Annotated in this window: 19 protein-coding genes and 2 tRNA genes; 19 read left to right on the top strand and 2 right to left on the bottom strand. The window is 53.4% G+C overall.

Annotation, left to right across the window (positions count from 1 at the left end; all coding sequences use genetic code 11):
• The first annotated feature begins 206 nt into the window (after positions 1 to 206).
• Positions 207 to 683: a transcription elongation factor GreA gene (greA, locus tag USH94_RS15765; RefSeq protein WP_014171793.1), complete on the top strand. Its 477-nt coding sequence runs from the start codon at positions 207 to 209 to the stop codon at positions 681 to 683.
• 151 nt (positions 684 to 834) lie between these two features.
• Here greA and yhbY read toward each other — a convergent pair whose 3' ends face one another.
• Complete coding sequence (gene yhbY / locus USH94_RS15760; protein WP_003861814.1) at positions 835 to 1,128, bottom strand: ribosome assembly RNA-binding protein YhbY; 294 nt, start codon at positions 1,126 to 1,128, stop codon at positions 835 to 837.
• A 127-nt stretch (positions 1,129 to 1,255) separates the two neighbouring features.
• On the opposite strand from yhbY, the gene rlmE reads away from it, so the two are divergent.
• From rlmE to USH94_RS15730, 6 genes are all read left to right on the top strand, one after another.
• Positions 1,256 to 1,882, top strand: a complete 627-nt coding sequence (rlmE, locus tag USH94_RS15755; protein ID WP_014171792.1) for a 23S rRNA (uridine(2552)-2'-O)-methyltransferase RlmE — start codon at positions 1,256 to 1,258, stop codon at positions 1,880 to 1,882.
• Positions 1,883 to 1,984: 102 nt separating this feature from the next.
• Complete coding sequence (gene ftsH, locus USH94_RS15750) at positions 1,985 to 3,919, top strand: ATP-dependent zinc metalloprotease FtsH (protein ID WP_111964963.1); 1,935 nt, start codon at positions 1,985 to 1,987, stop codon at positions 3,917 to 3,919.
• 98 nt (positions 3,920 to 4,017) lie between these two features.
• The gene (folP, locus tag USH94_RS15745; RefSeq protein WP_111964962.1) at positions 4,018 to 4,866 is read left to right on the top strand and encodes a dihydropteroate synthase; all 849 of its coding nucleotides are present in this window, start codon (positions 4,018 to 4,020) and stop codon (positions 4,864 to 4,866) included.
• Entirely contained in the window at positions 4,859 to 6,196 is a 1,338-nt protein-coding gene (glmM, locus tag USH94_RS15740) for a phosphoglucosamine mutase (protein WP_023309339.1), read from the top strand. The genes folP and glmM overlap by 8 nt, the downstream gene beginning before the upstream one ends.
• A gap of 223 nt (positions 6,197 to 6,419) precedes the next feature.
• The gene (gene secG, locus USH94_RS15735) at positions 6,420 to 6,752 is read left to right on the top strand and encodes a preprotein translocase subunit SecG (protein WP_023309338.1); all 333 of its coding nucleotides are present in this window, start codon (positions 6,420 to 6,422) and stop codon (positions 6,750 to 6,752) included.
• A gap of 9 nt (positions 6,753 to 6,761) precedes the next feature.
• A tRNA-Leu gene (locus USH94_RS15730) sits at positions 6,762 to 6,848 on the top strand.
• 186 nt (positions 6,849 to 7,034) lie between these two features.
• On the opposite strand, the gene argG is transcribed toward USH94_RS15730, so the two are convergent.
• Positions 7,035 to 8,381: an argininosuccinate synthase gene (gene argG, locus USH94_RS15725; RefSeq protein ID WP_023309336.1), complete on the bottom strand. Its 1,347-nt coding sequence runs from the start codon at positions 8,379 to 8,381 to the stop codon at positions 7,035 to 7,037.
• 287 nt (positions 8,382 to 8,668) lie between these two features.
• Here argG and USH94_RS15720 point away from each other — a divergent pair.
• The 12 genes from USH94_RS15720 to mtr all read left to right on the top strand — a co-directional run bounded on the left by USH94_RS15720 (position 8,669) and on the right by mtr (position 22,353).
• Positions 8,669 to 8,745 (top strand) — tRNA-Met (locus USH94_RS15720).
• Between the two features lie 207 nt (positions 8,746 to 8,952).
• Complete coding sequence (gene rimP, locus USH94_RS15715) at positions 8,953 to 9,405, top strand: ribosome maturation factor RimP (protein WP_014833432.1); 453 nt, start codon at positions 8,953 to 8,955, stop codon at positions 9,403 to 9,405.
• A gap of 28 nt (positions 9,406 to 9,433) precedes the next feature.
• Entirely contained in the window at positions 9,434 to 10,936 is a 1,503-nt protein-coding gene (gene nusA / locus USH94_RS15710; RefSeq protein WP_003861798.1) for a transcription termination factor NusA, read from the top strand.
• Positions 10,937 to 10,960: 24 nt separating this feature from the next.
• Entirely contained in the window at positions 10,961 to 13,648 is a 2,688-nt protein-coding gene (gene infB / locus USH94_RS15705; RefSeq protein ID WP_111964961.1) for a translation initiation factor IF-2, read from the top strand.
• Between the two features lie 89 nt (positions 13,649 to 13,737).
• A complete protein-coding gene (gene rbfA, locus USH94_RS15700) occupies positions 13,738 to 14,142 on the top strand; it encodes a 30S ribosome-binding factor RbfA (protein WP_003024988.1) in 405 nt (134 codons plus the stop codon).
• Positions 14,142 to 15,092 carry a tRNA pseudouridine(55) synthase TruB gene (gene truB / locus USH94_RS15695; RefSeq protein ID WP_069719909.1) on the top strand — a complete coding sequence of 317 codons (951 nt, stop codon included), beginning with the start codon at positions 14,142 to 14,144 and terminating at the stop codon, positions 15,090 to 15,092. The genes rbfA and truB overlap by 1 nt, the downstream gene beginning before the upstream one ends.
• Positions 15,093 to 15,246: 154 nt before the next feature.
• Entirely contained in the window at positions 15,247 to 15,516 is a 270-nt protein-coding gene (gene rpsO / locus USH94_RS15690) for a 30S ribosomal protein S15 (RefSeq protein ID WP_003861789.1), read from the top strand.
• A gap of 242 nt (positions 15,517 to 15,758) precedes the next feature.
• Complete coding sequence (gene pnp / locus USH94_RS15685) at positions 15,759 to 17,897, top strand: polyribonucleotide nucleotidyltransferase (RefSeq protein ID WP_111964960.1); 2,139 nt, start codon at positions 15,759 to 15,761, stop codon at positions 17,895 to 17,897.
• A 108-nt stretch (positions 17,898 to 18,005) separates the two neighbouring features.
• Entirely contained in the window at positions 18,006 to 18,890 is an 885-nt protein-coding gene (nlpI, locus tag USH94_RS15680; protein ID WP_023309331.1) for a lipoprotein NlpI, read from the top strand.
• A 107-nt stretch (positions 18,891 to 18,997) separates the two neighbouring features.
• Positions 18,998 to 19,078: a protein YrbN gene (gene yrbN, locus USH94_RS22555; RefSeq protein WP_100122156.1), complete on the top strand. Its 81-nt coding sequence runs from the start codon at positions 18,998 to 19,000 to the stop codon at positions 19,076 to 19,078.
• Positions 19,071 to 20,966 carry a DEAD/DEAH family ATP-dependent RNA helicase gene (locus USH94_RS15675; protein ID WP_111964959.1) on the top strand — a complete coding sequence of 632 codons (1,896 nt, stop codon included), beginning with the start codon at positions 19,071 to 19,073 and terminating at the stop codon, positions 20,964 to 20,966. Before yrbN ends, USH94_RS15675 begins: the two co-directional genes overlap by 8 nt.
• Before the next feature lie 142 nt (positions 20,967 to 21,108).
• On the top strand, positions 21,109 to 22,353 hold the full coding sequence (mtr, locus tag USH94_RS15670) for a tryptophan permease (RefSeq protein WP_111965011.1): 1,245 nt from the start codon (positions 21,109 to 21,111) through the stop codon (positions 22,351 to 22,353).
• Positions 22,354 to 22,378: the final 25 nt, after the last annotated feature.

Genomic DNA, 22,378 nt, shown 5'->3' with positions numbered 1-22,378 from the left:
AACAAACCGTCATACTACGGTGCATAGCACTGCAAAGTAAACGATGACCCATAGTGAACTTCGCGGTAAAATGCATATCAAATTGAAAAATTGCTGCTGACCTGGGGCATTGCTCCCGGGTCGGTTTTCTTTTTGCTTCTTGCCCGCTTAGGTGGGCAGGAGCAGGGAACACTGCTCCCAACAGGAATGTTTAAGAGGTATAACAAATGCAAGCTATTCCGATGACCTTACGTGGTGCCGAAAAACTGCGCGAAGAGCTGGATTTCCTGAAATCCGTGCGTCGTCCTGAAATCATCGCCGCTATCGCGGATGCGCGCGAGCATGGCGACCTGAAAGAGAACGCTGAATACCACGCCGCGCGTGAGCAGCAGGGTTTCTGTGAAGGGCGTATTAAAGATATCGAGGCAAAACTGTCCAATGCACAGGTCATCGATATCACCAAAATGCCTAACAATGGGCGTGTGATCTTTGGTTCCACTGTGACCGTTCTGAACCTGGACAACGACGAAGAGCAGACCTATCGCATCGTCGGTGATGATGAAGCAGACTTTAAACAGAACCTGATTTCAGTAAACTCTCCGATTGCTCGCGGCCTGATTGGCAAAGAGCAGGACGATGTTGTCACCATCCGCACCCCTGGCGGTGAAGTGGAATACGAAATTATTAAGGTTGAATACCTGTAATTCGCTTCTCTACTAAGATGTTGATACATTGTAAAGAAAAGAAAAAGGCCGCATAGCGGCCTTTTATCAACTCAAGGAGCATGGCATTTTGCTCGCCTGCTGACAGAAATCCCTCGTTTCACACAGAAAATGTGTTTAATTCAGGATATCCTTAGCGTGGCAGCGAGATTTTACGCTCTTTAGATGGGCGGTAGAGCACCAGCGTTTTACCGATGACCTGTACATTACAGGCGCCGGTTTCGCGCACGATGGCTTCCACGATCAGGTTTTTAGTGTCTCTGTCTTCAGAGGCGATTTTCACCTTGATCAGCTCGTGGTGTTCCAGCGCTTGTTCAATCTCGGCAAGCACCCCTTCGGTCAAACCATTGTTGCCAAGCATCACTACAGGCTTGAGCGGATGTGCCAGACCTTTAAGGTGCTGTTTTTGTTTAGTACTAAGATTCATCGTATATTTTTGCTTACGTTGGGATTGAAAACGGTTCATTCTACCGCCATCTCCCTTATATCGCCAAATAGCTGCGTAGAAATTTACGTCACAGGCAGGTAACGATGAACCAGGACGGAAATGTTAAATGACAGGTAAAAAGCGTTCTGCCAGCTCCAGTCGCTGGCTTCAGGAACACTTTAGCGATAAATATGTTCAACAGGCACAGAAAAAGGGGTTGCGTTCCCGTGCCTGGTTTAAACTTGATGAAATACAGCAAAGTGACAAACTTTTTAAGCCGGGGATGACGGTTGTAGACCTCGGTGCGGCACCTGGCGGATGGTCCCAGTATGCGGTAACGCAGATCGGCGGAACGGGCCGAATCATCGCGTGCGATCTTTTACCAATGGATCCCATCGTCGGTGTCGACTTCCTTCAGGGCGACTTTCGTGATGAATTAGTGCTGAAAGCGTTACTTGAGCGTGTAGGTGACAGTAAGGTCCAGGTTGTCATGTCAGATATGGCACCAAATATGTGCGGAACACCGGCGGTGGATATCCCCCGCGCCATGTATCTGGTGGAGCTAGCGTTAGAAATGTGTCGTGATGTACTAGCGCCTGGTGGTAGTTTTGTTGTGAAGGTGTTTCAGGGCGAAGGTTTCGAGGAGTATCTTAAGGAAATTCGCTCCCTGTTTGCGAAGGTTAAAGTTCGTAAGCCGGACTCTTCCCGGGCCCGTTCCCGAGAAGTGTATATTGTAGCGACCGGGCGAAAATGATAACCGGTAGATTTCAGGCGAAAGTTTGAATGAAACTGGATATAGAGTATCCTGACGCTGTTTTTAACACAGTTGTAATATGAGGTTAATCCCTTGAGTGACATGGCGAAAAACCTAATACTCTGGCTGGTCATTGCCGTTGTGCTGATGTCAGTATTCCAGAGCTTTGGGCCCAGCGAGTCGAATGGCCGCAAGGTGGATTATTCTACCTTCCTGCAGGAGGTCAATCAGGACCAGGTTCGCGAAGCGCGTATCAACGGACGTGAGATCAACGTTACCAAGAAAGATAGTAACCGTTACACGACTTACATCCCGGTGAACGATCCTAAGCTGCTTGATAACCTTCTGACTAAAAACGTCAAGGTGGTAGGTGAGCCGCCAGAAGAACCAAGCCTGCTGGCTTCTATCTTCATTTCCTGGTTCCCGATGCTGCTTCTTATCGGCGTCTGGATCTTCTTTATGCGCCAGATGCAGGGCGGCGGTGGCAAAGGTGCCATGTCGTTCGGTAAGAGCAAGGCGCGTATGCTAACGGAAGACCAGATCAAGACCACGTTCGCTGACGTCGCCGGTTGTGACGAAGCGAAAGAAGAGGTCGGTGAACTGGTTGAATACCTGCGTGAACCGAGCCGTTTCCAGAAGCTGGGCGGTAAGATCCCGAAAGGGGTGCTGATGGTTGGCCCTCCGGGTACCGGTAAAACCCTGCTGGCGAAAGCCATCGCGGGCGAAGCGAAGGTGCCGTTCTTTACTATTTCAGGTTCTGACTTCGTTGAAATGTTCGTGGGTGTCGGTGCATCTCGTGTGCGTGACATGTTCGAGCAGGCCAAGAAGGCAGCACCGTGCATTATCTTCATCGATGAAATCGACGCCGTAGGCCGCCAGCGTGGCGCAGGTCTGGGCGGTGGTCACGATGAACGTGAACAGACGCTGAACCAGATGCTGGTTGAGATGGACGGCTTCGAAGGTAACGAAGGTATCATCGTTATTGCGGCGACTAACCGTCCGGACGTACTTGACCCTGCGCTGCTGCGTCCAGGCCGTTTCGACCGTCAGGTTGTTGTGGGTCTGCCGGACGTTCGCGGTCGTGAACAGATTCTGAAAGTTCACATGCGTCGCGTACCGCTGGCGCCAGATATCGATGCGGCAATCATTGCGCGCGGTACCCCAGGCTTCTCCGGTGCGGACCTGGCTAACCTGGTCAACGAAGCTGCTCTGTTTGCCGCTCGCGGTAACAAGCGCGTCGTATCGATGGTGGAGTTTGAGAAAGCGAAAGACAAAATCATGATGGGTGCGGAACGTCGCTCCATGGTGATGACGGAAGCGCAGAAAGAGTCCACGGCATACCACGAAGCGGGTCATGCGATTATTGGTCGCCTCGTGCCGGAACACGATCCGGTGCATAAAGTGACGATTATTCCGCGCGGTCGTGCGCTGGGTGTGACCTTCTTCCTGCCTGAAGGTGACGCGATCAGCGCCAGCCGTCAGAAACTGGAAAGCCAGATTTCTACCCTCTACGGTGGTCGTCTGGCAGAAGAGATTATCTACGGTGTGGAACATGTTTCTACCGGTGCGTCCAACGACATTAAAGTGGCGACAAACCTGGCGCGTAACATGGTGACTCAGTGGGGCTTCTCCGACAAACTCGGTCCGCTGCTGTATGCAGAAGAAGAGGGTGAAGTATTCCTGGGCCGTTCTGTGGCTAAAGCGAAACATATGTCCGATGAGACGGCACGTATCATCGACCAGGAAGTTAAATCTCTGGTAGAGCGTAACTATGCGCGTGCGCGCCAGATCCTGAACGACAATATGGACATCCTGCATTCGATGAAAGATGCGCTCATGAAATATGAGACCATCGATGCACCGCAGATTGACGACCTGATGGCGCGCCGCGAAGTACGTCCGCCAGCAGGCTGGGAAGACCCAGGCACTTCCAATAATTCTGACAACAATGGCACCCCGCGTGCGCCGCGTCCGGTTGATGAACCGCGTACGCCAAATCCGGGCAACACCATGTCAGAACAGTTGGGCGATAAGTAAGCCACTGCTGTTGACGCGTTTGTCTGTACCTCAAACCCTGGAGCTTGCTCCGGGGTTTTTCATTTCTGTTTAACCATATAGATACCAGGGATTTCGCCATGAAATTATTCGCTCAGGACTCGCATCTCGATCTTTCACATCCCCACGTGATGGGGATCCTGAATGTTACCCCTGACTCCTTCTCTGACGGCGGTGCGCATAACACGCTTATCGAGGCGGTTAAGCACGCGAATTTAATGATTAATGCGGGTGCCACCATCATTGACGTTGGCGGCGAATCGACGCGTCCAGGCGCGGCGGACGTGTCTGTGGAAGAAGAGCTGGCGCGCGTGGTGCCGGTCGTTGAAGCTATCGCGCAGCGGTTTGAAGTGTGGATCTCCGTTGATACTTCCAAACCGGAGGTGATCCGTGAAGTGGCGAGAGTAGGCGCTCACATTATCAATGATATCCGTTCACTTACCGAACCGGGGGCGATTGAGGCGGCTGCGGAAACGGGGCTGCCGGTTTGCCTGATGCATATGCAGGGCCAACCGAAAACTATGCAGGACGCGCCGAAGTATGACGATGTCTTTGCCGACGTAAATCGCTTCTTTATTGAGCATATCAAACGCTGTGAACGTGCAGGTATCCCAAAAGAGAAATTGCTGCTCGACCCGGGGTTCGGTTTCGGTAAAAATCTCTCACACAATTATGCGTTGCTTGCGCGCTTATCGGAATTCCATCATTTTGACCTGCCGTTACTGGTAGGGATGTCCAGAAAGTCGATGATTGGGCAGTTGCTGAACGTGGGGCCGAGCGAACGCCTGAGCGGCAGCCTGGCCTGCGCGGTGATTGCGGCGATGCAGGGCGCGCACATTATTCGTGTCCATGACGTTAAAGAAACAGTAGAAGCCATGCGTGTGGTGGAAGCCACACTGGCAGCGAAGGAAAACAAACGCTATGAGTAATCGTAAATATTTTGGTACCGACGGTATCCGTGGGCGCGTAGGCGATGCTCCCATCACCCCTGATTTTGTCCTGAAGCTCGGTTGGGCTGCTGGTAAAGTGCTTGCGCGTCATGGCTCACGTAAAATTATCATCGGTAAAGACACCCGTATTTCGGGCTATATGCTGGAGTCCGCGCTGGAAGCGGGGCTGGCGGCTGCGGGACTGTCCGCCTCCTTTACGGGCCCAATGCCAACGCCTGCGGTCGCGTATCTGACGCGCACCTTCCGTGCGGAAGCGGGAATTGTCATTTCAGCTTCTCACAACCCGTTCTACGACAACGGCATTAAATTCTTCTCCATTGATGGCACCAAGCTGCCGGATGACGTGGAAGAAGCTATTGAAGCTGAGATGGAAAAAGAGATTACCTGTGTTGATTCCGCAGAGCTGGGTAAAGCGAACCGCATCGTTGATGCGGCGGGTCGCTATATCGAATTCTGTAAAGGTACCTTCCCGAATGAGCTGAGCCTGGCCCACCTCAAAATTGTGGTGGACTGTGCGAATGGCGCGACCTATCACATCGCCCCGAATGTCTTCCGCGAACTGGGTGCGAAAGTAATCACCATTGGCTGCGAGCCGGATGGTCTGAACATTAACGAGCAGGTGGGGGCAACTGACGTTCGTGCCCTGCAGGCGCGTGTTCTGGCAGAAAAAGCCGATCTGGGTATTGCGCTGGACGGCGACGGTGACCGCGTGATCATGGTTGACCACGAAGGTAATAAGGTCGACGGCGATCAGATCCTCTACATCATTGCCCGTGAAGGCCTGCGTCAGGGCCAGCTGCGCGGCGGTGCGGTGGGCACGCTGATGAGTAACATGGGCCTGGAACTGGCCCTGAAACAGCTCGGTATTCCGTTTGTCCGCGCGAAGGTGGGTGACCGCTATGTGCTGGAAAAACTGCAGGAGAAGGGCTGGCGTATCGGTGCAGAAAACTCGGGTCACGTGATCCTGCTCGACAAAACCACCACCGGTGACGGTATCGTGGCCGCGCTGCAGGTGGTTGCCGCTATGGCGCGCAACCATATGAGCCTGCACGATCTGTGCAGCGGCATGAAAATGTTCCCACAGATCCTGGTAAACGTACGTTTCACTGCCGGCAAAGGCGATCCGCTGGAAAATGAGAACGTCAAAGCGGTGATGGCTGACGTTGAAGCGGCCCTCGGCAATCGTGGACGCGTGCTGTTGCGTAAGTCCGGTACTGAACCGCTGATCCGCGTGATGGTGGAAGGTGAAGACGAAGCGCAGGTAACCGAATTTGCGCACCGTATTGCGGATGCCGTAAAAGCTGCATAATCTTGCACGCTAAATGTTTAAAAAGGCGGCGTTTGCCGCCTTTGTTTTAAGCAATTAATGGCTTTTTGCTGTTTTTTTCCGCAGTTGATACAATGCGTCAAAAATGCCCTTGCGAAGGTGATTCGCTTTGGTTAGTATTCACACCCGCTTCAGTGGGAAACAAAAATCCTGCTAATTGGTCGAAGCATTGGTATGCGGCAAATCCGCAAGGAACAGGTTGATTATGTACGAAGCTCTTTTAGTTGTTTTCCTTATTGTAGCCATCGCTCTCGTAGCGCTGATTATGCTGCAGCAAGGTAAAGGCGCTGATATGGGAGCCTCCTTCGGAGCAGGCGCTTCCGGTACGCTGTTCGGTTCAAGTGGTTCTGCGAACTTCATGACCCGTACTACGGCAATTCTGGCTACGCTGTTCTTCATCATCAGCCTGGTGCTTGGCAATATCAACAGCAACAAGACCAGCAAAGGAAGCGAGTGGGAAAATCTGAGCGCGCCAGCGAAAACTGAGCAGACTCAGCCAGCTGCACCGGCTAAGCCAACCAGCGATATCCCGCACTAAGTATTCTGTACCGAGGTGGTGGAATTGGTAGACACGCTACCTTGAGGTGGTAGTGCCCTAACGGGCTTGTGGGTTCGAGTCCCATCCTCGGTACCAATATTCCAGAAAAAAGACGTCGAAAGACGTCTTTTTTTCGTCTGTATATTATGTGGTGATTTTGTAGGGCGGGTAGGGTAAACGCAGCGCCACCCGCCGTTTTGCCCGGTGGCGCTGCGCTTACCGGGCCTACGAAGACCATAAAAAAGGCACCCTTAGGGTGCCTTCTACATTTCTGAATAGCGATTACTTCTTATCGCTATGCTCCAGGTTTTCAACCTGAGGCAGGCCGTTACCGGAATTCGCGGAGAGCAGGCCATTCTCAACATAGTTGAACAGCTTCTCGCGGGTATCGGTAATGTCCAGATTACGCATGGTCAGCTGTCCAATACGATCGTCCGGTGAGAACACGGATTCACCTTTCTCCATGGTCAGACGCTCTGCTTTATAGGTCAGGTTGTCAGACACCGTATTCAGAATGGAGTAGTCGTTACCGCGACGCAGTTCCAGGGTCACCTCACCGGTGATCGCGCTTGCCACCCAACGCTGCAGGGCATCACGCAGCATCAGTGCCTGAGGATCGAACCAGCGGCCCTGATACAGCAGTTTACCCAGCTGACGGCCATGAGAGTGATACTGCTCAATGGTATCTTCGTTGTGGATACCGGTCAGCAGGCGCTCGTAAGCGATGTGCAGCAGTGCCATACCCGGGGCTTCATAGATGCCACGGCTTTTCGCTTCGATGATACGGTTTTCAATCTGATCGCTCATGCCCAGACCGTGACGACCGCCAATCCGGTTAGCTTCCAGCATCAGCTCAACATCGTCTGAGAAGGTTTTACCGTTCAGCGCAACCGGATGGCCGCGTTCGAAACGTACGGTAACTTCTTCAGCCTGGATTTTGACGTTCTCGTCCCAGAACTTCACGCCCATGATCGGGTTAACGATCTTCACGCTGGAGTTCAGGAATTCCAGGTCTTTCGCTTCGTGCGTCGCTCCCAGCATGTTGGAGTCGGTGGAGTAGGCTTTCTCGACTGACATCTTATAGTCAAAACCGCAGGCGATCATAAACTCGGACATCTCATGGCGTCCACCCAGCTCGTCGATGAAGTCGGTATCCAGCCACGGTTTGTAAATCTGCAGTTCGGCGTTGGTCAGCAGGCCATAACGATAGAAACGTTCGATATCGTTTCCTTTATAGGTGCTGCCGTCACCCCAGATGTTGACGCCGTCTTCTTTCATCGCCGCAACCAGCATGGTGCCGGTAACCGCACGGCCCAGCGGAGTTGTGTTGAAATAGGTCAGACCGCCGGTGGTGTTATGGAATGCACCACACTGAATAGCTGCGATACCTTCCGCGACCAGTTGCTTACGGCAGTCAATCAGGCGCGCGTTCTCTGCACCATACTCTTTAGCGCGACGAGGAATAGCATCATAGTCGTCCTCATCCGGCTGACCCAGGTTCGCAGTATAGGCATACGGAACCGCTCCCTTCTGGCGCATCCACAGCAGTGCAGCGCTGGTATCCAGGCCGCCTGAGAAAGCGATGCCAATACGTTGTCCTACCGGAAGATGCTTGAGAATCGTCGTCATAGAATAAAACCCTGCTTGATTGACTGATTAGAGACCGCTTTCGCTCTCTTGTGCATTTTTATGCAAAATAAGTGAGTATTCATTTAATCATCTTTTGGCGAAGACCGGAAGAGACTCGTGCGTTTTTTGTAAAAATTTTGGTCCGATTGATCTGGCTGAAGTCGCCTTGACAGGTAGGGTCAACTATCAATATACTAAACGCCGATTTTACGTCCCGTCTTCGGTACCAAATCCCAGCATTATTTGCAAATTCTGTCCAAAACGCGTAGAATTTGCCACGTTTCAGGCGCGGGGTGGAGCAGCCTGGTAGCTCGTCGGGCTCATAACCCGAAGGTCGTCGGTTCAAATCCGGCCCCCGCAACCACTTTCCCATAAAGTTCTTTTTCAAATATACTGTGAAGACTTAGAGCCTTCGTAGCTGGATTTGAAAAAATTCTTTAGGAAAGTGCTCCAGGCCACAGTTGTGGCTATAGGGTTCAGTTATCTAAAGCCCCGATTTATCGGGGTTTTTTGTTATCTGACTACAGAATAACTGGGCTTTACGCCCTTTTTTTATGTCTTGGGGGTGGGCTTGTCCACATTAGAGCAAAAATTAACAGAGATGATTACTGCACCGGTCGAAGCACTGGGCTACGAACTGGTCGGCATCGAATTCGTTCGCGGCCGTACATCGACGCTGCGCATCTATATTGATAGTGAAGATGGCATCAATGTTGATGATTGTGCTGATGTCAGCCACCAGGTGAGTGCGGTTCTTGATGTTGAAGACCCAATTACCGTTGCGTACAACCTGGAAGTTTCCTCACCTGGCCTCGATCGCCCGATGTTCACGGCCGAGCACTATGTGCGCTTTACCGGTGAAGAAGTGGCTCTCGTTCTGCGTATGGCCGTACAGAACCGCCGTAAATGGCAGGGAATTATCAAAGCCGTTGATGGTGAAATGATCACGGTGACAGTCGAAGGCAAAGATGAAGTGTTCGCGCTGAGTAATATCCAGAAGGCGAACCTGGTTCCCCACTTTTAACAGTCTGGATTGAGGTGAAAAGCCCGCGATGAACAAAGAAATTTTGGCTGTTGTTGAAGCCGTCTCCAATGAGAAATCACTGCCGCGTGAGAAGATTTTCGAAGCGCTGGAAAGTGCACTGGCTACAGCAACCAAGAAAAAATACGAACAAGAGATCGATGTTCGCGTAGAAATCGATCGTAAAAGCGGTGACTTCGATACATTCCGTCGTTGGGTAATCGTTGAAGAAGTGACCCAGCCGACCAAAGAGATCACGCTGGAAGCCGCCCGTTTTGAAGACGAAAGTCTGAACGTGGGTGACTACGTTGAAGATCAGATTGAATCTGTGACCTTCGACCGTATCACCACCCAGACCGCTAAACAGGTTATCGTGCAGAAAGTGCGCGAAGCCGAGCGCGCGCTGGTTGTCGATCAGTTCCGCGATCAGGAAGGCGAGATCATCACCGGTGTGGTGAAGAAAGTGAACCGCGACAACATCTCTCTGGAGATCAAATCCGAAGGGTTGCCGGGTAACGCTGAAGCCGTGATCCTGCGTGAAGATATGCTGCCACGTGAAAACTTCCGTCCAGGCGACCGTATTCGCGGTGTTCTGTACGCCGTTCGCCCTGAAGCGCGTGGTGCACAGCTCTTCGTGACCCGTTCTAAACCAGAAATGCTGGTAGAACTGTTCCGGATTGAAGTACCGGAAATCGGTGAAGAAGTTATTGAGATTAAAGCGGCGGCTCGCGATCCGGGCTCCCGTGCGAAAATTGCGGTGAAAACCAACGACAAGCGTATCGACCCGGTCGGTGCTTGCGTCGGTATGCGCGGTGCGCGTGTCCAGGCTGTTTCTACTGAGCTGGGCGGTGAACGAATTGATATCGTTCTGTGGGATGACAACCCGGCGCAGTTCGTGATCAACGCAATGGCTCCAGCTGATGTGGCGTCTATCGTTGTTGACGAAGACAAACACACCATGGATATCGCTGTTGAAGCGGGCAACCTGGCGCAGGCAATCGGCCGTAACGGTCAGAACGTACGCCTGGCGTCACAGCTGAGCGGCTGGGAACTCAACGTCATGACCGTTGATGACCTGCAGGCTAAGCATCAGGCTGAAGCCCATGCGGCGATCGATACCTTCACCAAATACCTGGATATTGACGAAGATTTCGCCACTGTTCTGGTAGAAGAAGGTTTCTCTACGCTGGAAGAACTGGCCTATGTGCCAATGAAAGAGCTGCTGGAAATTGACGGTCTGGATGAACCAACCGTTGAAGCCCTGCGTGAACGCGCTAAAAACGCACTGACCACCCTGGCACTGGCTCAGGAAGAAAGCCTTGGCGATAAGAAGCCGGCTGATGACCTGCTGAATCTGGAAGGTCTTGATCGTGCGATTGCGTTCAAGCTGGCTGCCCGTGGTGTTTGTACGCTGGAAGATCTCGCTGAGCAAGGCGTTGATGACCTGGCTGATATCGAAGGTTTAACCGACGAGAAAGCCGGCGAGCTCATCATGGCCGCACGTAATATTTGCTGGTTCGGCGACGAAGCGTAATAAACTGTAGCAGGAAGGAACAGCATGACTGATGTAACTGTAAAATCGCTGGCTGCTGAGATTCAGACCTCCGTGGACCGCCTGGTACAGCAATTTGCTGATGCAGGGATCCCGAAGTCCGCTGATGACTCGGTGACCGCGCAAGAAAAACAAACCTTGTTAACGCACCTGAACCGTGAACACGGTTCTACGCCTGACAAGTTAACGCTGCAGCGCAAAACGCGTAGCACGTTAAACATCCCTGGTACCGGTGGTAAAAGCAAATCGGTACAAATTGAAGTCCGCAAGACGCGCACCTTTGTAAAACGTGATCCGCAAGAGACAGAACGCCTTGCCGCGGAAGAGCAGGCACAGCGTGAAGCGGAAGAACAAGCTCAGCGTGAGGCGGAAGCAGCCGCCAAACGTGAAGCAGAATTAAAAGCTGAACGTGAGGCCGCAGAAAAAGCGAAACGCGACGCAAGTGATAAAGTGAAGCGTGACGCTGCGGAAAAAGACAAAGTGAGCAATCAACAGACAGACGAAATGACCAAAACCGCCCAGGCTGAAAAAGCCCGCCGTGAAAATGAAGCTGCCGAGCTGAAGCGTAAAGCGGAAGAAGAAGCCCGCCGTAAGCTGGAAGAAGAAGCTCGCCGCGTCGCCGAAGAAGCGCGTCGTATGGCTGAAGAAAATGAGAAGAACGGTGTTGATACCGTTGAGCAGTCTGAAGACACCAGCGACTATCACGTGACCACTTCTCAGCATGCGCGTCAGGCTGAAGATGATAACGATCGTGAAGTTGAAGGCGGTCGTGGCCGTGGTCGTAATGCAAAAGCAGCGCGTCCGGCGAAAAAAGGCAACAAGCACGCTGAATCTAAAGCTGACCGTGAAGAAGCACGCGCGGCTGTTCGCGGCGGTAAAGGCGGCAAGCGTAAAGGTTCCGCTCTGCAGCAGGGCTTCCAGAAGCCAGCTCAGGCCGTTAACCGTGACGTTGTGATCGGCGAAACCATTACCGTTGGCGAACTGGCGAACAAGATGGCGGTTAAAGGCTCTCAGGTCATCAAAGCGATGATGAAGCTGGGCGCTATGGCAACCATCAACCAGGTGATCGATCAGGAAACTGCACAGCTGGTTGCGGAAGAAATGGGTCACAAAGTTATCCTGCGTCGTGAAAACGAGCTGGAAGAAGCGGTAATGAGCGACCGTGACACAGGTGCTGCGGCAGAACCGCGCGCACCGGTAGTGACCATCATGGGTCACGTTGACCACGGTAAAACCTCTCTGCTTGACTACATTCGCTCTACCAAGGTTGCCTCTGGCGAAGCGGGTGGTATTACCCAGCACATCGGTGCATACCACGTAGAAACTGACAACGGTATGATCACCTTCCTGGATACCCCAGGTCACGCCGCGTTTACCTCAATGCGTGCTCGTGGTGCTCAGGCGACGGATATCGTTGTTCTGGTTGTTGCTGCAGACGACGGCGTCATGCCGCAGACCATCGAAGCTATCCAGCACGCGAAAGCAGCGGGTGTGCCGGTTGTGGTTGCAGTGAACAAGATCGATAAGCCAGAAGCGGATCCCGATCGTGTTAAAAACGAACTTTCCCAGTACGGTATTCTGCCGGAAGAGTGGGGCGGCGAAAGCCAGTTCGTACACGTGTCTGCGAAAGCGGGTACCGGTATCGACGAACTGCTGGACGCGATCCTGCTGCAGGCCGAAGTTCTGGAGCTGAAAGCCATCCGTAACGGTATGGCGAGCGGTGCGGTTATCGAATCCTTCCTGGATAAAGGACGTGGCCCGGTTGCTACCGTTCTGGTTCGCGAAGGTACGCTGCATAAAGGCGATATCGTTCTGTGCGGTTTCGAATACGGTCGCGTTCGTGCGATGCGTAACGAACTGGGTCAGGAAGTGCTGGAAGCAGGTCCGTCCATTCCAGTTGAAATCCTGGGTCTGTCCGGTGTTCCGGCTGCTGGTGACGAAGTGACCGTGGTGCGTGACGAGAAGAAAGCGCGTGAAGTGGCACTGTATCGTCAGGGTAAATTCCGTGAAGTTAAACTGGCTCGTCAGCAGAAATCTAAACTCGAGAACATGTTTGCCAACATGACCGATGGCGAAGTTCACGAAGTGAACATCGTTCTGAAAGCCGACGTTCAGGGTTCTGTGGAAGCGATCTCCGACTCCTTGCTGAAACTGTCTACCGACGAAGTGAAAGTGAAGATCATCGGTTCTGGCGTAGGTGGTATCACCGAAACCGACGCGACTTTGGCTGCTGCGTCCAACGCTATCCTGGTTGGCTTCAACGTTCGTGCGGATGCGTCTGCGCGTAAAGTGATTGAAGCCGAAAGCCTGGATCTGCGTTACTACTCCGTCATCTATAACCTGATCGACGAAGTGAAAGCAGCGATGAGCGGCATGCTGTCTCCTGAGCTGAAACAGCAGATCATCGGTCTGGCTGAAGTACGTGACGTGTTCAAATCACCGAAATTCGGTGCAATCGCGGGCTGTATGGTTACCGAAGGTAACATCAAGCGTCACAACCCAATCCGCGTACTGCGTGACAACGTGGTTATCTACGAAGGCGAGCTGGAATCCCTGCGCCGCTTCAAAGATGACGTTAACGAAGTCCGTAACGGCATGGAATGTGGTATCGGCGTGAAGAACTACAACGACGTTCGCGTTGGCGATATGATCGAAGTGTTCGAGATCATCGAAATTCAGCGTACCATCGCTTAATTTTCGATTGTAAGCTGGGATCGCCTCGCGCCACCCGGCAATAATTTCAAAAAGGGGCTTTAGCCCCTTTTTTGTCTGGAGAATTTATTATGGCGAAAGAATTTGGTCGCCCTCAGCGCGTAGCGCAGGAAATGCAGAAAGAGATCGCGCTCATTCTGCAACGTGAAATCAAAGACCCGCGCGTCGGCATGATGACCACCGTTTCCGGTGTCGAAATGTCCCGCGATTTGGCCTATGCAAAAGTGTTCGTTACTTTCCTGAACGATCAGGACGAAGCGGCAGTGAAAAACGGCATTAAAGCGCTGCAGGAAGCGTCTGGTTTCATCCGCTCTCTGCTCGGCAAGGCGATGCGCCTGCGTATCGTGCCTGAACTGACCTTCTTCTACGACAACTCGCTGGTTGAAGGTATGCGTATGTCCAACCTGGTGACCAGCGTGGTTAAACATGACGATGAGCGTCGTGTTAACCCGGCGGACGACAGCAAGGAGGACTGATGAGTCGTCCTCGTCGTCGTGGTCGCGACGTGCATGGTGTGCTGCTGCTGGATAAACCCCAGGGCGCTTCCAGCAACGACGTGCTGCAAAAAGTTAAGCGTATTTATAACGCCAACCGTGCGGGCCACACCGGCGCGCTCGATCCGCTGGCAACTGGCATGCTGCCGGTCTGCCTGGGAGAGGCGACAAAGTTTTCCCAGTACCTGCTCGACTCCGATAAGCGTTACCGCGTTATCGCTAAGCTGGGCCAGCGCACGGATACCTCCGACGCGGATGGTCAGGTAGTTGAAGAGCGACCGGTGACGTTCAGCGCGGAACAGCTTGATGCTGCGCTGGAGAGTTTCCGTGGTGACACGATGCAGGTGCCGTCGATGTATTCGGCGCTGAAGTATCAGGGAAAAAAACTCTACGAATATGCGCGCCAGGGCATTGAAGTCCCGCGTGAAGCCCGTCCGATTACCGTGTATGAGCTGCTGTTTATTCGCCACGAAGGTGATGAGCTGGAGCTGGAAGTACACTGTTCGAAAGGGACCTATATTCGCACCATCATTGACGACCTCGGTGAAAAGCTGGGCTGCGGCGCGCATGTGATTTACCTGCGCCGTCTGGCGGTGAGCAAGTACCCGGTGGAGCGGATGGTGACCCTGGAACATCTGCGCGAGCTGGTAGAACAGGCGGAAGCGCAGGGGATCGCGCCGGCAGATTTGCTGGATCCACTGCTAATGCCGATGGACAGTCCGGCAGCGGACTTCCCGGTCGTTAATCTTCCTTTAACATCGTCCGTTTACTTTAAGAACGGCAACCCGGTTCGTACGGCGGAAGCGCCGCTGGAAGGCCTGGTACGTGTGACCGAAGGTGACGAAGGGAAATTCATCGGTATGGGCGAAATGGATGGCGAAGGGCGCGTTGCGCCGCGTCGTCTGGTCGTCGAATATCCGGTCGACGCGTGACGGTGATAACGGCTCACCTTGCGATAAGCAGGGGAGACGAGTAGAATATTGCCGCTTAACGCCTGGTAAATTGTTTAACAATCTGCGGGGCGTACATGGGATCGCTGAATTAGAGATCGGCATCCTTACATTCTTTATACTTTGGAGTTTGAAAATGTCTCTAAGCGTTGAAGCTAAAGCTAAAATCGTTTCTGAGTTTGGTCGTGGTACTAACGACAGCGGTTCTACCGAAGTTCAGGTTGCACTGCTGACTGCACAGATTAACCACCTGCAGGGTCACTTTGCAGAGCACAAAAAAGATCACCACAGCCGTCGTGGTCTGCTGCGTATGGTTTCTCAGCGTCGTAAACTGCTCGACTACCTGAAACGTAAAGATGTTGCACGCTACACCGCGCTGATCGAGCGTCTGGGTCTGCGTCGCTAATTCTTGCGAGTTTCAGAAAAGGGGGCCTGATGGCCCCTTTTTTCAACCAGACGGCAGCAATTCACTGGAAACTATTGTATTGTTGCTATAAATGATCTTCATTGCAGAGGTTCGCGCGGCTAATGAGAGGCTTCACCCATGGGGGTGTTGGTTGTCATTAGTCGCGAGGATGCGAAGAAGGTCGGGTTAAAACGACAGCACACCGGTGGTGTGCTTTCAAACATTTAAGAAAGGACAGAACTTTGCTGAATCCGATCGTTCGTAAATTCCAGTATGGTCAACATACCGTCACGCTGGAAACCGGCATGATGGCTCGTCAGGCTACTGCTGCCGTTATGGTAAGCATGGATGACACTGCGGTATTCGTTACCGTTGTTGGCCAGAAAAAAGCTAAACCAGGTCAGGACTTCTTCCCGCTGACCGTTAACTACCAGGAGCGTACCTACGCTGCCGGTAAAATCCCGGGTGGCTTCTTCCGTCGTGAAGGCCGTCCAAGCGAAGGCGAAACCCTGATCGCGCGTCTGATTGACCGCCCGGTTCGTCCGCTGTTCCCGGAAGGCTTCGTTAACGAAGTACAGGTTATCGCGACCGTTGTTTCCGTTAACCCACAGGTTAACCCGGACATCGTTGCCATGATTGGCGCATCCGCTGCCCTGTCACTGTCTGGTATTCCATTCAATGGCCCAATCGGTGCCGCGCGCGTTGGCTACATCAACGACCAGTACGTGTTGAACCCAACTCAGGAAGAGCTGAAAGAAAGTAAGCTGGACCTGGTTGTTGCGGGTACTGAAGCAGCTGTGCTGATGGTTGAATCCGAAGCTGAACTGCTGAGCGAAGACCAGATGCTGGGTGCTGTGGTCTTCGGCCATGACCAGCAGCAGATCGTTATCCAGAACATCAACGATCTGGTGAAAGAAGCCGGTAAACCACGTTGGGACTGGCAGCCAGAAGCGGCAAACGACGCGCTGAACGCACGCGTTGCAGCTCTGGCAGAATCTCGTCTGAGCGATGCGTACCGCATCACTGACAAGCAGGAGCGTTACGCTCAGGTTGACGTGATAAAATCTGAAGTAACCGCGACCCTGGTTGCCGAAGACGAAACGCTGGACGCTAACGAAATTGGCGAAATCCTGCACGCAATCGAGAAAAACGTTGTTCGTAGCCGCGTTCTGGCAGGCGAGCCGCGTATCGATGGCCGTGAAAAAGACATGATCCGCGGCCTGGACGTGCGTACTGGCGTTCTGCCTCGTACTCACGGTTCCGCGCTGTTTACCCGTGGCGAAACGCAGGCACTGGTTACTGCGACCCTGGGTACTGCACGTGACGCACAGATCATCGACGAACTGATGGGCGAGCGCACTGACAGCTTCCTGTTCCACTACAACTTCCCTCCGTACTCCGTAGGCGAAACCGGTATGGTTGGCTCGCCGAAGCGTCGTGAAATTGGTCACGGTCGTCTGGCGAAGCGCGGCGTGCTGGCAGTAATGCCAGAAGCTGACAAATTCCCGTACACCGTACGTGTGGTGTCTGAAATCACCGAATCCAACGGTTCCTCTTCCATGGCTTCCGTATGTGGTGCTTCTCTGGCGCTGATGGATGCAGGCGTGCCAATCAAAGCCGCCGTTGCGGGTATCGCAATGGGCCTGGTGAAAGAAGGCGACAACTTCGTTGTTCTGTCTGACATTCTGGGTGACGAAGACCACCTGGGCGACATGGACTTCAAAGTGGCGGGTTCCCGCGACGGTATCTCTGCGCTGCAGATGGATATCAAAATTGAAGGTATCACCAAAGAGATCATGCAGGTTGCTCTGAACCAGGCTAAAGGTGCGCGTCTGCACATCCTGGGCGTGATGGAACAGGCGATTAACGCGCCGCGTGGCGACATTTCTCAGTTCGCTCCACGTATCCACACCATCAAGATCAATCCAGACAAGATCAAAGATGTTATCGGTAAGGGCGGTTCCGTAATCCGTGCGCTGACCGAAGAGACTGGCACCACCATCGAAATCGAAGATGACGGTACTGTGAAGATCGCAGCAACCGACGGCGAGAAAGCGAAATTCGCGATCCGTCGCATCGAAGAAATCACTGCAGAGATCGAAGTGGGCCGCGTCTACGCAGGTAAAGTGACCCGTATCGTTGACTTTGGCGCGTTCGTTGCCATCGGTGGCGGTAAAGAAGGTCTGGTTCACATTTCTCAGATCGCTGACAAGCGCGTTGAGAAAGTGACCGATTACCTGCAGATGGGTCAGGAAGTACCGGTTAAAGTTCTGGAAGTTGATCGCCAGGGCCGTATCCGTCTGAGCATTAAAGAAGCAACCGAGCAGTCTCAGCCAGCTGCTGCGCCAGAAGCACAGGCAGCAGAACAGCAAGGCGAGTAAGTTGCCATTTGCCCTCCGCTTTGCGGAGGGCCTATTATCAGGCAGGACGCCTTGTTAAGCCGCCGGGGGACAGGACGTTCATCCAATAGTTGTCTTCGGGAGTGGGAAATGAAGCCTTTTTTGCGCTGGTGTTTCGTTGCGACAGCTTTAACGCTGGCAGGATGCAGCAACTCTGCCTGGCGTAAGAGCGAAGTCCTCGCAGTGCCATTGCAACCGACTTTGCAGCAGGAAGTGATTCTGGCACGCATGGAACAAATACTTGCCAGTCGGGCTTTAACCGATGAAGAACGCGCACAGCTTTTATATGAGCGCGGAGTGTTGTATGATAGTCTTGGTCTGAGGGCACTGGCGCGAAATGATTTTTCACAAGCGCTGGCTATCCGACCTGATATGCCTGAAGTATTCAATTACTTAGGCATTTATTTAACGCAGGCAGGCAATTTTGATGCTGCCTATGAAGCGTTTGATTCTGTACTTGAGCTTGATCCAACTTACAACTACGCGCACTTGAATCGCGGTATCGCATTGTATTACGGCGGTCGTGATAAGTTAGCGCAAGATGATCTGCTGGCGTTTTATCAAGACGATCCTAATGATCCTTTCCGTAGCCTGTGGCTTTACATCGTTGAGCGGAAGCTCGATGAGAAGCAGGCAAAAGAGGCACTGAAACAGCGCTTCGATAAATCGGACAAGGAACAGTGGGGATGGAACATTGTCGAGTTCTACCTGGGCAACATTAGCGAAGCAACGCTGATGGAACGCCTCAAGGCGGACGCAACGGATAACACCTCGCTCGCTGAGCATCTCAGTGAAACCAACTTCTATTTAGGTAAGTACTACCTAAGTCTGGGGGATATGGACAGCGCTACGGCACTGTTCAAATTAGCGGTTGCTAACAACGTACACAACTTCGTTGAGCACCGTTATGCATTGTTGGAATTATCGCTCTTGGGCCAGGAGCATGACGACCTGGCAGAATCGGACCAGCAATAGCTGACGACATAAACATCAGCCCGTAATCTTTTGATTGCCATCACCTTAACTGGTGAGGGCGTTGTTGTTCGTCAATACACCTACTTTGAGCCGGTTCACACTTTTCAATGAAAATTGCTAATCATTTTCACGATGAGCTAAGTAGACTGGCCGCCATTGACATTGAGGCACTCGTACTACATGGCTGAATTCGAAACCACTTTTGCAGATCTGGGCCTGAAGGCTCCTATCCTTGAAGCCCTTAACGATCTGGGTTACGAAAAACCATCTCCGATCCAGGCTGAGTGTATCCCACACCTGCTTTCTGGTCGTGACGTGCTGGGCATGGCCCAGACTGGTAGCGGTAAAACTGCAGCATTCTCGCTGCCGCTGCTGAACAATATTGATCCGGACCTGCGTGCACCGCAGATCCTCGTCCTGGCTCCAACCCGTGAACTGGCTGTTCAGGTTGCAGAAGCAATGACGGAATTCTCTAAACATATGCGCGGCGTAAACGTGGTAGCCCTGTACGGCGGCCAGCGTTATGACGTGCAGTTACGCGCCCTGCGCCAGGGTCCACAGATTGTTGTCGGTACGCCGGGCCGTCTGCTGGATCACCTGAAGCGCGGTACTCTGGACCTCTCTAAACTGAGCGGCCTGGTGCTGGATGAAGCAGATGAAATGCTGCGTATGGGCTTCATCGAAGACGTCGAAACCATCATGGCGCAGATTCCGGACGGTCATCAGACCGCGCTGTTCTCTGCCACCATGCCAGAAGCGATTCGTCGTATCACCAAACGCTTCATGAAAGATCCGCAGGAAGTGCGTATTCAGTCCAGCGTAACCACTCGCCCGGACATCAGCCAGAGCTACTGGTCTGTGTACGGCATGCGCAAAAACGAAGCGCTGGTACGTTTCCTGGAAGCGGAAGATTTTGATGCGGCGATTATTTTCGTTCGTACCAAAAACGCGACCCTGGAAGTGGCTGAAGCCCTGGAGCGTAGCGGCTACAACAGCGCAGCGCTGAACGGCGACATGAATCAGGCTCTGCGTGAGCAGACTCTGGAGCGTCTGAAAGACGGTCGTCTGGATATCCTGATTGCAACCGACGTGGCAGCACGTGGTCTGGACGTTGAGCGTATCAGCCTGGTTGTTAACTATGACATCCCGATGGATTCCGAGTCTTACGTTCACCGTATCGGTCGTACCGGTCGTGCGGGTCGTGCTGGCCGTGCGCTGCTGTTCGTTGAGAACCGCGAGCGTCGTCTGCTGCGTAACATCGAACGCACCATGAAGCTGACCATTCCAGAAGCGGACCTGCCAAACGCAGAGCTGCTGGGCAAACGCCGTCTGGAAAAATTCGCCGCTAAAGTACAGCAGCAGCTGGAAAGCAGCGATCTGGATCAGTACCGTGCGCTGCTGTCGCAGATTCAGCCTGTTGCTGAAGGCGAAGAGCTGGACATGGAAACCCTGGCCGCAGCACTGCTGAAAATGGCTCAGGGCGAACGTAGCCTGATCGTGCCACCAGATGCACCGATGCGTCCTAAGCGTGAATTCCGTGACCGTGACGATCGCTTCGAACGTCGTGGCGACCGTAACGATCGTGGCCCACGTGGTGACCGTCCAGAGCGTGGTGGTGAAGACCGTCCACGTCGTGAACGTCGCGACGCAGGTGACATGGAACTGTACCGCATTGAAGTGGGCCGTGATGATGGCGTTGAAGTTCGTCACATCGTTGGCGCGATCGCTAACGAAGGCGACATCAGCAGCCGTTACATTGGTAACATTAAGCTGTTCGCATCCCACTCTACCATCGAGCTGCCAAAAGGCATGCCGGGCGAAGTGCTGCAGCACTTTACGCGTACCCGCATCCTGAACAAGCCGATGAACATGCAGCTGCTGGGTGATGCGCAGCCACGTCCTGATCGTGGCGGCGAACGTCGTGGCGGTGGTCGCGGTTTCGGCGGTGAACGTCGTGAAGGCGGTCGCAGCGAAGGTCGCGGAGGTGAAGGTCGTCGTTTCTCCGGCGAGCGCCGCGAAAGCCGTGGCCCGCGTCGTGAAGAAGGCACCAGCCGTCGTCGTTTCGGTGACGCGTAAGCCTTACGCTTCTGTTGTAAAGTAAAATATACAGCCCCGATTCATGCGATCGGGGCTTTTTTTATTCCTTTTGTACTCTTGTACTGGTACAGTGCGTCACATTAAAATGCAGAACCGTATGATTGACTGGAGAAAAGGCTGTATGGCGACACTAACCACCACCCAAACGTCACCTTCGCTGCTTGGCGGCGTGGTGATCATCGGCGGAACCATTATAGGTGCCGGGATGTTCTCCCTGCCCGTGGTCATGTCCGGTGCGTGGTTCTTCTGGTCGCTGGCCGCGCTGGTCTTTACCTGGTTCTGTATGCTCCATTCCGGGCTGATGATCCTCGAGGCGAACCTGAACTACAGGATTGGCTCCAGTTTCGACACCATCACCAAAGATCTGCTGGGCAAAGGCTGGAATCTGGTGAACGGGCTGTCCATCGCGTTTGTGCTGTATATCCTCACCTACGCGTATATTTCAGCGAGCGGCTCGATTCTGCATCACACCTTCTCGGAGATGTCGCTGAACGTTCCGGCGCGTCTGGCGGGGCTATGTTTCGCGCTGGCTGTGGCGTTTATCGTCTGGATGAGTACCAAAGCGGTGAGCCGCATGACGGCAATCGTGCTGGGCGCGAAGGTCATCACCTTCTTTCTGACCTTCGGCAGTCTGTTGGGGCACGTGACGCCCGCCACGCTGTTTAACGTCGCCGCAGTGAACACCTCCTACACGCCTTACCTGCTGATGACCCTGCCGTTCTGTCTGGCGTCGTTCGGCTACCACGGTAACGTGCCGAGCCTGATGAAGTACTACGGCAAAGATCCGCGCACCATTGTGAAGTGTCTGGTCTACGGCACGCTGCTGGCGCTGGGGCTGTATGTGATTTGGCTGCTGGGGACGATGGGCAACATCCCGCGTCCGGAATTTATCGGCATCGCCCAGAAGGGCGGTAACATTGACGTGCTGGTGCAGGCGCTGAGCGGCGTGCTGAACAGCCGCAGCCTGGATCTGCTGCTGGTTATCTTTTCTAACTTTGCGGTGGCGAGCTCTTTCCTCGGCGTGACGCTGGGCCTGTTTGACTACCTGGCGGATCTGTTTGGCTTTGATGATTCTGCGATGGGGCGCTTCAAAACCGCGCTGCTGACCTTCCTGCCGCCGATTGTGGGTGGCCTGCTGTGGCCGAACGGTTTCCTGTACGCCATCGGCTATGCAGGGCTGGCGGCAACCATCTGGGCGGCAATTGTGCCCGCGCTGCTGGCACGTAAATCACGTAAACGCTTCGGCAGCCCGAAATTCCGCGTCTGGGGCGGCAAGCCGATGATTGCGCTGATTCTGGTATTCGGCGTTGGTAACGCTCTGGTACACGTGCTGTCGAGTTTTAATCTGTTGCCCGTTTACCAGTAAAACGTGCTGTTTGAACCCCTCACCC

Origin of the sequence: Enterobacter sp. 148H3 (assembly GCF_034107425.1) — a bacterium.
GTDB classification, from domain to species: domain Bacteria; phylum Pseudomonadota; class Gammaproteobacteria; order Enterobacterales; family Enterobacteriaceae; genus Enterobacter; species Enterobacter vonholyi.
The sequence above is the reverse complement of the archived record's forward strand: the minus strand, read 5'-3'. Positions and strand labels throughout refer to the sequence as shown.